Raw genomic sequence first — 12083 nt, forward strand, 5'->3', positions numbered from 1 at the left:
GCCCGAAGCGCGTGACATTGAGGACATGTGAATGACCTACGACTACATCATCACCGGGGCCGGTCCGGCCGGCTGCGTGCTTGCCAATCGTCTGAGCGAGAATCCGGACGTCAGGGTGCTGCTGCTCGAAGCCGGCGGCGGCGACTGGAATCCGCTGTTCCACATGCCGGCCGGCTTCGCCAAGATGACGAAGGGGGTCGCCAGTTGGGGCTGGCACACGGTGCCGCAGAAGCACATGAAGGGCAGGGTGCTGCGCTATACCCAGGCCAAGGTGATCGGCGGCGGTTCTTCCATCAATGCGCAGCTCTATACCCGCGGCAATGCGGCCGATTACGACCTCTGGGCGAGTGAGGAGGGCTGCGCCGGCTGGGACTATCGCAGCGTGCTTCCCTATTTCAAGCGCGCCGAGGACAATCAGCGCTTCGCCGACGACTATCATTCCTATGGTGGCCCGCTCGGCGTTTCCATGCCGGTTTCGGCGCTGCCGATCTGCGACGCCTATATCCGCGCCGGGCAGGAACTCGGCATTCCCTACAACCACGACTTCAATGGCAAACAGCAGGCGGGCGTCGGCTTCTATCAGCTGACGCAGCGCAACCGCCGCCGGTCCTCCGCCTCGCTCGCCTATCTCTCGCCGATCAGGGATCGCCCGAATCTGACGGTGCGCACCGGTGCCCGCGTCGCGCGCATCGTGCTCGAGGGCAGGCGCGCCGTCGGGGTGGAAGTCGCCACGAAGAGGGGCGTCGAGATCATCCGCGCCGATCGCGAGGTGCTGGTCTCGTCGGGTGCGGTCGGCTCGCCGAAGCTTCTGTTGCAGTCCGGTATCGGCCCGGCCGATCACCTCCGTTCCGTCGGCGTCGAGGTCAGGCACGATCTCGCCGGTGTGGGCGGCAATCTCCAGGATCATCTGGATCTCTTCGTCATCTCCGAATGCACCGGCGATCACACTTATGACGGCGTCGCCAGGCTGCACCGCACGCTCTGGGCCGGGCTGCAATATGTGCTCTTCCGCTCCGGCCCGGTTGCCTCGTCTCTCTTCGAGACCGGCGGCTTCTGGTACGCCGATCCGAATGCCCGCTCGCCGGACATCCAGTTCCATCTCGGCCTCGGTTCGGGCATCGAGGCCGGCGTCGCGCGGCTCAAGAATGCCGGGGTCACACTCAATTCCGCCTATCTGCACCCGCGCTCGCGCGGCACCGTCCGGCTCTCCTCGGCCGACCCGGCGGCCGCGCCCTGATCGATCCGAACTACTGGGAGGATCCGCACGATCGGCAGATGTCGCTCGAAGGTTTGAAGATCGCGCGGGAAATCATGCAGCAGCCTGCGCTTAAGCCCTTCGTCCTCGACGAACGTTTGCCGGGCAAGGATGTGCGCACCGAGGAGCAGCTCTTCGACTATGGCTGCGCCAACGCCAAGACCGACCACCACCCGGTCGGCACCTGCAGGATGGGGACCGACGCGGCGGCGGTGGTCGACCTGGAGCTCAGGGTTCGCGGGATCGAGGGGCTGCGCGTCTGCGACAGCTCGGTGATGCCGCGGGTCCCGTCCTGCAACACCAACGGCCCGACGATCATGATGGGCGAAAAGGGGGCCGACATCATCCGCGGATTGCCGCCGCTGCCCCCGGCCGTGTTCCAGCACGAACGTAACGACGCGCGCCCGCGGGCGCGCGCGGAGGTCCGCTGAAGGAGCGATCGGGCGTTGCAGTTTTGGGCGGCCGGTCGAAAAACGTTGCGGCGGCCGAAGGCGGCGTTCAAGGTGCCTCCGTATCTAGAAACTTCGGTCTGATTCCATGACGTCAATAGAGCCGCGCCCTTTTCTCATATCGCTTTTCGAGGCCGCCGTTGCCGCGGCCGATCCTGAAGCCGCCATTCGGGCGCACCTTCCGGCGCGGCCGAAGGGCCGCACGATCGTGGTCGGCGCCGGCAAGGCCGCGAGCCAGATGGCGGCCGCTTTCGAGCGGCTCTGGGACGGGCCGCTTGCAGGCGCCGTCGTTGCCCGCCACGGGCCCATAGAGAAATGCGAGCGGATCAGGGTCCTGCAATCGGCTCACCCGGTGCCGGACGAGGCGGGGCTTGCCGCGTCCTCGGCGCTCCTCGAAACCGTCGGGGGACTGACGGCGGATGATCTCGTGGTGGCGCTCATTTCCGGCGGAGGCTCCGCTCTCTTGCCGGCCCCGCCCGGCGGCTTGACCCTGGAGGACGAGATCGCCGTCAACAAGGCGCTGCTTGCCTCCGGAGCACCGATTTCCGCCATGAATGTGGTGCGCAAGCATGCCTCGCGGATCAAGGGCGGGCGGCTTGCACTTGCCGCCGCCCCGGCGCGAGTCGTGAGCCTCGTCGTCTCCGACGTGCCCGGCGACAATCCGGCCTTCGTCGCCTCCGGCCCGACGGTGGCCGATCGGTCCAGTCTCGAAGAAGCGCGCGAGATCGTCGCGCGATACGCTATCGCCCTGCCCGAGCGGGTGACGGCGCATCTCGCTTCCGAAGCGGCGCGGGCACCCCGGCCCGACGATGCTGCATTCGGCGGCAACGAAGTGCACGTCATCGCCTCGGCGGCCGTTTCGCTGGAAGCGGCGGCGGCACGGGCGCGGGAAAGCGGCATCGAGGCGATGATCCTGTCGGATGCGATCGAGGGCGAGGCGCGCGACATCGGCCGTATGCATGCGGCGCTCGCGCGGGAAGTGGCCTCGCGCAACCGTCCCTTTTCGAAGCCGGTCGTGCTGCTTTCCGGCGGCGAGACGACGGTGACGATCTCCGGCGAAAGTTACGGGAAGGGCGGACGCAACAGCGAATTCCTCCTGTCGCTCGCGCTCGACATCGACGGCATCGGCGGTATCGATGCGCTTGCCGCCGACACCGACGGCATCGACGGATCCGAGGACAATGCCGGCGCCTTTGCCGACGGCGCAAGCGTCGGCCGGATGCGGGCGGCAGGCGCCGATCCCCGCGCTCACCTCGCGCGCCATGACGCCTGGACGGCCTTCGCGGCCAGCGGCGACCTGTTCGTACCCGGGCCGACGGGGACGAATGTCAATGATCTGCGGGCCATCCTGATACGCTGAAGCGACCCCTGGATGAATGCGAGAATGCCCCCTCCAAGGCGTCGGGAGGGGGCATTTAAACTATCTCAAGCGCCGTTATTTCACCCGCTTCAACGCATCGGCAAGGATCGAGACGATCTCGCCGAAATGCTGCTTCTCCGCGATCAGAGGCGGCGAGAAGGCGATGATGTCGCCGGTGACGCGGATCAGCAGGCCCCGCTCGAAGCAATCGACGAAAACGTCATAGGCGCGAGCGCCGGGCGCGCCGTCGCGCGACTGGAGCTCGATACCGGCGATGAGGCCGATGGTGCGGATGTCGATGACATGCGGCAGGCCTTTCATGGAATGCATCGCCTCGTGCCAGTCGCCCTCGATTTCGGCGGCGCGCGTCATCAGGCCTTCGTCTCGATAGATGTCGAGCGTGGCGATGCCGGCGGCACAGGCGGCCGGATGTCCGGAATAGGTATAGCCGTGGAAGAGCTCGATCTGGCCTTCCGGGCCGTGCATCAGGGCGTCGTGCATCTTGCGGCTGGCGAAGACAGCGCCCATCGGGATCGCGCCGTTGGTAAGCCCCTTGGCGGTGGTGACGATGTCCGGCGTGACGCCGAAATAGTCGGTCGCGAAGGCCGCACCGAGCCGGCCGAAACCGGTGATCACCTCGTCGAAAATCAGGAGAATGCCGTGCTTGTCGCAGATCGCGCGCAGCCGCTCGAGATAGCCCTTCGGCGGGATCAGCACGCCGGTCGAGCCGGCGACGGGCTCGACGATGCAGGCGGCGATCGTCTCGGCGCCGTGGAGCGCCACGAGCCTTTCGAGGTCGTCGGCAAGCTCGGCCCCATGCTCCGGCTGCCCTTTGACGAAGGCGTTCTTCGCCGGGTCATGGGTGTGGCGCAGATGGTCGGACCCGGGAAGCTGCGGGAAGACGCGGCGGTTGTTGACGATGCCGCCGACGGAGATGCCGCCGAAGCCGACGCCGTGATAACCGCGTTCGCGGCCGATGAGGCGGGTGCGCGTGCCTTGGCCGATCGAACGTTGATAGGCAAGTGCGATCTTCAGCGCTGTGTCCACGGATTCCGAGCCCGAGCCGGTGAAGAACACCCGGTCGAGCTTGGCGCCGGCCGGGCCGGGCGCGATCTCGGCCAGCCGCTCGGCGAAGTCGAAGGCGATCGGATGTCCCATCTGGAAGGACGGCGCGAAGTCCATGGTCGAAAGCTGCCGCTCGACCGCGGCGGCGATCTGCCGGCGGCCGTGCCCGGCATTCACGCACCAGAGGCCGGCGGTGCCGTCGAGAACCGTCCGGCCGTCGACGCTGGTGTAGTGCATGCCCTCAGCGGCGGCAAGCAGCCGGGGGGCCGCCTTGAACTGACGGTTGGCGGTGAAGGGCATCCAGTAGCTGTCGAGAACCGGAGCGTTGGGCTTATTGTGGGCGTTCATGGCATCCTCCTGTCGTTAGCTGATTGACGCCATGATTTGGATTTCCGAACAAGTCCTTTTCTAGGGCCATCTAAGCCATTGTATTTAAATAGGTCAGTTTGCTAGAATTTCGCTATTTCAAACAAGGTCAACACCGGGGTTCGCCATGAGCGTCGATATCGGCAACCGCCTGCGGCATGTTCGGCTGAGGCACAAGCTTTCCCAGCGCGAACTCGCCAAGCGGGCGGGGGTTACCAACTCCACCATCTCGTTGATCGAATCGAATGCATCGAACCCCTCGGTCGGCGCATTGAAGCGTATCCTCGACGGCATTCCGATCGGCCTTGCGGAGTTCTTCTCCTTCGAGCCGGAGAAGCCGCGCAGGGCTTTCTATGCGGCGGAGGAGCTGGTGGAGATCGGCAAGGGCCCGATCTCCTATCGCCAGATCGGCGACAATCTTTTCGGCCGCAGCCTTCAGATCCTGAAGGAGTGCTACCAGCCGGGCGCGGACACCGGCAAGGTGCCGCTGGTGCATGAGGGCGAGGAAGGCGGGATCGTGCTTTCAGGCCGGCTGGAAGTGACCGTGGACGACGAGAGGCGCATCCTCGGGCCGGGCGATGCCTATTATTTCGAAAGCCGGCGGCCGCACCGCTTTCGCTGTATCGGACCGGTGCCCTGCGAAGTGATCAGCGCCTGTACGCCGCCGACGTTTTGACCGGGAGAGAACGCCCTCCCACCTGTGGGGAGGGGTTGGGGAGGGGGCCTTCTGAGGCGACTCCCGCCCTTCTTACGCAAGCCGCTCGCAAGCCGCCGCGATGCGTTCGAGCGCCTCTTTCAGCTCCGCCTCCGAAGTCGCATAGGAAATGCGGAAAAAGGGTGAGAGGCCGAAAGCCGAGCCCGGGACGACGGCGACATGGGCGTCTTCCAGAAGATAGGCGCAGAAATCCGTATCCGTCTCGATCCTCTTGCCCGATGGCGTCACCTTGCCGAGAACGCCGGCGCAGCCGGAGAAAGTGTAGAAGGCGCCCTCGGGAACGCGGCAGTCGAGGCCGTCGATCGCGTTCAGGCCGTCGACCACGAGATCGCGGCGGCTCTGGAAGCTGGCTGTCCGTTCTTTCAGAAAGTCCTGCGGTCCGTTCAGCGCCGCGACCGAAGCCGCCTGGCTTATCGAAGAGGGGCAGGAGGTCGCCTGGCTCTGGACGACGGCCATCGCCTTGATGAGCTCGCGCGGGCCGCCGGCATAGCCGATCCGCCAGCCGGTCATCGCATAAGCCTTCGAAACGCCGTTTACGGTCAGCGTGCGGTTCTTCAGGCCCGGCTCCAGCTGCGCCGGGGTGACGAAGCGGAAACCGTCATAGACGATGTGCTCATACATGTCGTCGACGAGCAGCCAGACATGCGGGTGCCTCAGAAGTACCTCGAGCAGCGGCCGGTAGTCGGCCGCACTGTAGGCGGCGCCCGACGGGTTGGAGGGCGAGTTCAAGAGCACCCATCGGGTCCGCGGCGTGATGGCCGCCTCCAGCTTCTCCGCCGTCAGGCGGAAGCCGGAAGAGGCGTCGCAGGCGATCAGAACGGGCTTGCCCTCGCAGATCTGGACAATGTCCGAATAGGAGGTCCAATAGGGCGTCGGAATGATGACCTCGTCGCCCGCATCGAGCGACGCCATCATGGCGTTGAAGAGGATCTGCTTGGCGCCGGTCGCGACCGTGATCTCGTCCAGCTCGTAGGCCAGCGCGTTCTCGCGCTGGAATTTCTCGCGGATCGCCTTCTTCAGTTCCGGCGTGCCGTCGAGTGCGGTGTATTTCGTTTCGCCGCGGTGGATCGCATCCGAGGCGGCCTGCTTCACGTGTTCCGGCGTGTCGAAATCCGGCTCACCGGCGCCGAGGATGATCACCGGCTTGCCTTCGCGCTTCATGGCGGCGGCGCGGGCGCCGATCTTCAGGATTTCCGAAACGCCGATCGAGGAAATCCGCGAGGCGGGCTGAAAGCCCGCCTCCTTGACCGTTGCATTGATGGTCATGGCCGATCCTGTTCGATTATTCGATGTCGAAAGAGACGCCCTGCGCCAGCGGCAGAGCCTTCGAATAGTTCACCGTGTTGGTGGCGCGCCGCATATAGGCCTTCCAGGCGTCGGAGCCGGATTCGCGGCCGCCGCCGGTCTCCTTTTCGCCGCCGAACGCGCCGCCGATCTCGGCGCCGGAGGTACCGATGTTGACGTTGGCGATGCCGCAATCCGAGCCGTCGGCTGCGAGGAAACGTTCCGATTCCTGCATGTCACGGGTGAAGATCGAGGAGGAAAGCCCGGCCGCAACCGCATTGTGCTCGGCGAGCACCGCGTCGAAGTCGCTGTACTTCATGACGTAGAGGATCGGCGCGAAGGTTTCTTCGAGAACCGGGCCTTCCTGCTTCGGCATTTCGACCAGTGCCGGCTTGACGTAATAGCCGTTCTCGTGGCCGAGCTCGACGCGCTCGCCGCCGGTGACGGCACCGCCATGGCTCTTTGCCTCGGCGATCGCCTTCTGCATCCCGTCGAAGGCCGCCTTGTCGACGAGCGGCCCGACGAGTGCGGCCGATTCCAGCGGGTTGCCGACGGAGACCGACTGATAGGCCTTCTTCAGGCGCGGCACGAGCTGGTCGTAGACGCTTTCATGGACGAAGAGGCGGCGCAGGGTCGTGCAGCGCTGGCCGGCGGTGCCCATAGCCCCGAAAGCAATGGCGCGCAGCGCCATGTCGAGGTCGGCGGACGGGCAGACGATGCCCGCATTGTTGCCGCCGAGTTCCAGGATCGCACGGGCAAAGCGCTTGGCAAGCCGCGGACCGACCTCGCGGCCCATGCGGGTGGAGCCGGTCGCCGAGACCAGCGGCACCTTCGGATGGTCGACGAGAGCCTCGCCGATCGCACGGTCGCCGATCAGGACCTGCGACAGGCCTTCCGGAGCGTCGCCGAAACGGGCGATGGCGCGTTCCAGGATCGCCTGGCAGGCAAGCGCGGTAAGCGGCGTCTTTTCCGACGGCTTCCAGACGACGGCGTCGCCGCAGACGAGCGCGAGCGCCGCATTCCACGACCAGACCGCGACGGGGAAGTTGAAGGCGGAAATGATGCCGACGACACCGAGCGGGTGCCAGGTTTCCATCATCCGGTGACCGGGACGCTCGGTGGCGATCGTCAGGCCGTAGAGCTGGCGGGAAAGGCCGACGGCGAAATCGCAGATATCGATCATCTCCTGCACTTCGCCGAGGCCCTCGGACGGGATCTTGCCGGCTTCGATCGAGACGAGGCGGCCGAGATCGGCCTTGAAGGCGCGCAGTTCCTCGCCGAGCAGCCGGACGAGCTCGCCGCGCTTCGGCGCCGGCACGAGACGCCAGACGCGGAAAGCCTCGTCGGCCTTCTCGATCTTCCTGGCGGCTTCAGCGGCAGACACGGTCTTGAGACTGGCGATCTTCTCGCCGGTGACCGGGCTGAAGGACGGCATGTCGCCGCCGGTGTAGAGGTCCTTGGCGACGCCCATTTTCTCGAGGAGCGCGGCTGCCTCGCTCGCGACGTCGATTTTCTTGGCTGCAATGTTCATGTGGTGACTCCCGTCTTGTAGCTGGCGCGATGACCTAACCGAAGCGCGCGCTGCCGAGCTTGCCCGGCGAGGTGAGCGTCTTGAGGCCGGCCGCCATGTTCTTCAATTTCTCCGGCGTGTAGAGATCGTAAAAAGCCTGATTGCGGCGGCCGAGCGCATGTTCCGCGCTGAAGCTGCCGTGATATTGCTCGACCGCGACCGCAAAGACCCAATCGCGCAGACGCTGCTCAAAGGTCGCATCGGCCAGTAGCGGACTATCCTTTGCGACGACCAGGTTGAAGTGAACGCCGCCGTCGCCGATATGGCCGAAATCGCAGACCGTGACGCCCGAAAATTTTTCCGGCATTTCCGCCTTCATATGGTCGCAGAAGGCCATGATGTCACCCCTGCGGAAGGAGAGATCGAAAGCGATCAGCTTGCCGAGGTGCTTTACGCCCTCCGAAAGCGCATGGCGCAACGCCCAGATCTCGTGCGGCGGGCCGACGAGTGCATCGGCAAGCGGCGCCTCTTCTATTTCCCATATCTCCGCGAGCACGCTTTCGAGAACCGCGTCGAGCGGCTGCTCGCCCTCGCGCGGGCTCGAGGTGCGGGAGATTTCGGCAAGGATGACGTAGTCGGGGACCTTGCCGCCCTGGAAGGGGTTCTTCAGCGCCGGCACATGGGCGAAGGCCGCGGCGATCGCGTTCCCCGACATTCCCTCGAAGGCCGAGAGATAGGCGCCGAGCCGCTCTTCCATGGCCTTCAGGAGTGGCAGGACATGCGCGCCGCTCGCCGGCACCAGGAAGGCGGTCGCCGTCTGCTTCGGCAGGCGCTCGAGATTGAGCACGCATTCGGTGACGATGCCGAAGGCGCCCGAGGTGCCGATGAAGATCTGCTTCCAGTCGATGCCGGTATTGTTCTTGCGCAGGTCCGAGCCGAGGTCGAGCACCGTGCCCGCTTCGTCGGCGAGGACCACTTTCAGACCCAGCATGTTGCGGCGCACGTCGCCATATTTGAGGAAGCGCGAGCCGCCGGTATTGGTGGCGGTCATGCCGCCGATCCGAGGGTCGGCGCCGAGATCGATCGGGAAGAACAGGCCGTGTTCCTCCAGCCGCCGGTTGAGCTCGGACAGGCGAAGGCCGGCGTCGACGCGCACGGAGCGATTGTCGACGTCGAGCGCAAACTGGCGGGTCAGCCGGTCGAGGCTGACGACGACCTCGCTGCCCGACTCGTCCGGCGTCGACCCCGAGACCAGACCCGTATTGCCCGACTGGGGGATGAGGCCGATGCCGCTGCGGACGCAGTAACCGACGGCGGCCGAGACCTCTTCCGTCGTTGCCGGACGCAGAACGGCCGCCGCGCGGCCGCGGTCGTAGCGTGCGCCGGTCTCGTAAGCCTCCATGTCCTCCCGACGCGTGACGACGCCCTTGTCGCCAAGGAGCTTCGTCAATGCGTCGATATGGTGCTCGTCAATCATCGCCGGCGTATCACTCCGCTGCCATGGCGGCGGTAAGCGCCTTGAGGCAGCCTTCGATCGATGCCTGCTCGATGCCGGCATAGTGGTCGAATTCGTTGAGTACGGCGACGCCGAGATCGGTCTCGAAGCGCTTCTGGTTCGGGCTCGCCTCGAATTCCTGCTGCGCACCGTCGCCGAGGTTCGACTGGAAGATACCGGCGGCGCTGACGGGAAGGAAGTCCTCATAGACGATCGGATCGAACCGAATGAGGCCGTCGGCGATCAGGGAATTGAGATCGCGCCGGCCCGGCAGCTTCGTCCGCCGACCCTTCTCCGTCAGGGAGTAGCTGAAATAGCCGAGGCCCGCCTGGCGGATTTCCGCCCAGCTGTCGGGGAAGGCCTCGAAGACCTGGGTCAAGGCCGCTTCGTATTCTCTGGCGTTTGAACCATCGGCGGCCGGACGTACGATCTTGCGCGATTCGTCGAGCAGCCGGTCGTAGAGACCGCGGCCCTTCGGCGTCAAGGCGATGCCGCGCTGCTCGATCTCGCCGAAGCGGGCGGTATGCGAGCCGGTCCTCCAGCCGCCATCGGTGCTACGGAAGGAAACCGGCTCTTCGAGCGCCTTGAAGGAGGTCTGGCGAAGCAGGACCGGGCACTTGCGTGTCGGCGGCCCTTCGACCACGGCCTTCGGGGCAATGCCATATTCCGGCATCAGCGCCTGGACGCGGTCGATGTCGAGCGTACGTGGCGTCAGATGGTTGATATGCGGCCCCTTGAAGGAGACCACGTCGGCGATCAGCCGGTGCGCATCGTGCAGGCGCTCGTACATGTCGGCGCCGACATTCGCCTCGTCGTGCCAGCGGAAGGTCTCGAGCACTTCGGCGACGAAACGCTCGGCATCGGCCTTGTCGAGGCCGCCATCGCGCTCGGCCTTTTCGGTAAGATCGACCGCACCGGATGTGAAGATCCGGCGCTCTTTCAGGATCGCCTCCGCCTCGGCGCGAAGGGCCTCGTCGGCAATGAGGTCGAGCCTCAGAAGCGAGGTGAAGACGCGGAAGGGGTTGCGCTTCAGGGCCGCGTCTCCAACCGGCCGGAAGGCCGTGGAGTGGACCGGCACCCCGGCGGTCGACAGATCGTAGTAGCCGACCGGATACATGCCCATCACGGCAAATACACGGCGCATCATCGAAAGCTCCGCCGGCGTGCCGAGACGGATCGCGCCGTGACGCTCCTCGGAAATGCGTTCGAGCGAATCCGTCGCCTGCAGCCTCTCCTTGAGGGTGGCGTCGGCCGAGAGCGTTTCGCCGTTGACCCTTGCGACGAGCTCCATCAGCGTGCCGTAGGCGGGTACTTCTTCGCGGTACATCAACGACATCGCAGCGGAAAAGGCCGAGCGGATATCGTCGGCGGATACGAAACTATTCTCTTTCACTGGGGCTCGCCTCGCGCTATGGATGAAGGACAAGGTCATTCTTAATTCTGATCATATCGGAAGGCTGTGAGCTTGGATCGCGCTGCTTCTGACTATGTTGATGCGAGGCTGGAATGAAGTTGAGCCGCCGACTGGTTCCCGACGTGACGACGCTGCAGGCCTTCGAATGCGCGGCGCGCCATGGCAGTTTCACCCAGGCCGCCGCGGAGCTCAATCTCACGCAGAGCGCCGTCAGCCGTCAGATCAAGGATCTCGAAAACCAGCTGGGCGTGCTGCTCTTCGAGCGGGTGCGCCAGCGGGTCATTCTTTCCGATGCGGGGCAGAAATTCCTGCCCGAGGTGCGCCGGCTTCTGAACCAGACCGAAGAGCTGATGGTTCGCGCCATGGCGTCGGCGCGGGCCGACTCGAGCCTCTCCATCGCATCGCTTCCGACTTTCGGCAGCCGCTGGCTGGTGCCGCGCCTGCCCGATTTCCTGAGGCGCCATCCGGGCACCGTCGTCAATATCGCCTCCCGTTCGGAGCCGTTCGACTTCGAAGAGCAGAACTTCGACCTCGCGATCCATTACGGCCAGCCCGTCTGGGCGCGCGCCATTTGCAACTATCTCTGCAGCGAAGTCATCGTGCCGGCCGCCAGCCCGACCCTCCTTGCGATGCATCCGGTGGAGGCGCCTGCGGACATCGGCGGCGGCCCGCTGCTGCATCTGGCGACGCGGCCCAAGCTCTGGGCGCAATGGTTCGAGGTAAACGGCGTCGAGCAGGACGGCGCCTATCGCGGCAACCGCTTCGATCAATTCTCGATGGTAATCGAGGCGGCGACTGCAGGTCTCGGTTTTGCCCTTTTGCCTCGCTATCTGATCGAGCAGGAACTTACCGCAGGCACCCTGCGGATCGTTCTCGATCGACCGATGCAGACGGAGAACAGCTATTATCTCGCCATTCCGGAAGGCAAGCTCGAAAATCCGATCAGTCGCGCTTTCCGGGAGTGGATCACCGAACAGGTCGGTGATCGGTCGCAGTAGCAAGTCCGGTTGAGGGCCTACGATCTCAGCCTGCGGATAGGCTTACACCAGGAAGGGGCGGACTTTGACAGAGATATCCATCGAATCGAGGGAGCTCGCCGGCAAGCCCGGCCCCTCGCGCTACGGGTCTCCGGAGCCGGCTGCGGGCGATGCTCGCATTCCTTGCAAGCTG

General features: G+C 65.3%; 8 protein-coding genes and 1 pseudogene. 4 read left to right on the top strand and 5 right to left on the bottom strand.

All coding sequences use genetic code 11. The features are described 5' to 3' along the window. Positions 1-31 precede the first annotated feature (31 nt). Together N0Q91_RS18145 and N0Q91_RS18150 are read left to right on the top strand one after the other, a co-directional pair. Positions 32-1686 (top strand): annotated as a pseudogene (locus N0Q91_RS18145) (GMC family oxidoreductase). 106 nt (positions 1687-1792) lie between these two features. Continuing rightward, positions 1793-3064 (top strand): glycerate kinase type-2 family protein, encoded by a 1272-nt coding sequence (locus N0Q91_RS18150; RefSeq protein WP_275597117.1) that lies wholly within the window; start codon positions 1793-1795, stop codon positions 3062-3064. A gap of 75 nt (positions 3065-3139) precedes the next feature. Here N0Q91_RS18150 and aptA read toward each other — a convergent pair whose 3' ends face one another. Continuing rightward, the gene (aptA, locus tag N0Q91_RS18155; protein ID WP_275597118.1) at positions 3140-4477 is read right to left on the bottom strand and encodes an omega-aminotransferase AptA; all 1338 of its coding nucleotides are present in this window, start codon (positions 4475-4477) and stop codon (positions 3140-3142) included. 145 nt (positions 4478-4622) lie between these two features. On the opposite strand from aptA, the gene relB reads away from it, so the two are divergent. Then, positions 4623-5171, top strand: coding sequence for a type II toxin-antitoxin system RelB family anti-toxin (gene relB, locus N0Q91_RS18160; protein ID WP_018098737.1), 549 nt, complete (start codon positions 4623-4625; stop codon positions 5169-5171). 72 nt (positions 5172-5243) lie between these two features. Here the strand turns inward: relB and N0Q91_RS18165 are convergent, their stop codons facing one another. Genes N0Q91_RS18165 through hglS form a run of 4 tightly spaced genes read right to left on the bottom strand, consistent with a single transcriptional unit; the run spans position 5244 to position 10892 of the window. After that, positions 5244-6476, bottom strand: a complete 1233-nt coding sequence (locus N0Q91_RS18165) for a pyridoxal phosphate-dependent aminotransferase (protein WP_275597119.1) — start codon at positions 6474-6476, stop codon at positions 5244-5246. Positions 6477-6492: 16 nt separating this feature from the next. Beyond that, on the bottom strand, positions 6493-8025 hold the full coding sequence (gene amaB, locus N0Q91_RS18170; RefSeq protein WP_100672671.1) for an L-piperidine-6-carboxylate dehydrogenase: 1533 nt from the start codon (positions 8023-8025) through the stop codon (positions 6493-6495). Between the two features lie 34 nt (positions 8026-8059). Beyond that, complete coding sequence (locus N0Q91_RS18175; protein WP_275597120.1) at positions 8060-9481, bottom strand: FAD-binding oxidoreductase; 1422 nt, start codon at positions 9479-9481, stop codon at positions 8060-8062. A 10-nt stretch (positions 9482-9491) separates the two neighbouring features. Further along, positions 9492-10892 carry a 2-oxoadipate dioxygenase/decarboxylase HglS gene (gene hglS / locus N0Q91_RS18180; RefSeq protein ID WP_275597121.1) on the bottom strand — a complete coding sequence of 467 codons (1401 nt, stop codon included), beginning with the start codon at positions 10890-10892 and terminating at the stop codon, positions 9492-9494. Between the two features lie 113 nt (positions 10893-11005). On the opposite strand from hglS, the gene N0Q91_RS18185 reads away from it, so the two are divergent. Next, positions 11006-11911, top strand: a complete 906-nt coding sequence (locus N0Q91_RS18185; protein WP_275597122.1) for a LysR family transcriptional regulator — start codon at positions 11006-11008, stop codon at positions 11909-11911. The last annotated feature ends 172 nt before the right edge of the window (positions 11912-12083 follow it).

The organism is Sinorhizobium prairiense, from assembly GCF_029201645.2.
Taxonomy (GTDB): Bacteria; Pseudomonadota; Alphaproteobacteria; order Rhizobiales; family Rhizobiaceae; genus Sinorhizobium; species Sinorhizobium meliloti_A.

Bases quoted from the DNA above. Each gene is read 5' to 3' on its own strand.
- N0Q91_RS18150 (WP_275597117.1), top strand. From the start codon at position 1,793: ATGACGTCAATAGAGCCGCGCCCTTTTCTCATATCGCTTTTCGAGGCC.
- aptA (WP_275597118.1), bottom strand. From the start codon at position 4,477: ATGAACGCCCACAATAAGCCCAACGCTCCGGTTCTCGACAGCTACTGG.
- relB (WP_018098737.1), top strand. From the start codon at position 4,623: ATGAGCGTCGATATCGGCAACCGCCTGCGGCATGTTCGGCTGAGGCAC.
- N0Q91_RS18165 (WP_275597119.1), bottom strand. From the start codon at position 6,476: ATGACCATCAATGCAACGGTCAAGGAGGCGGGCTTTCAGCCCGCCTCG.
- amaB (WP_100672671.1), bottom strand. From the start codon at position 8,025: ATGAACATTGCAGCCAAGAAAATCGACGTCGCGAGCGAGGCAGCCGCG.
- N0Q91_RS18175 (WP_275597120.1), bottom strand. From the start codon at position 9,481: ATGATTGACGAGCACCATATCGACGCATTGACGAAGCTCCTTGGCGAC.
- N0Q91_RS18185 (WP_275597122.1), top strand. From the start codon at position 11,006: ATGAAGTTGAGCCGCCGACTGGTTCCCGACGTGACGACGCTGCAGGCC.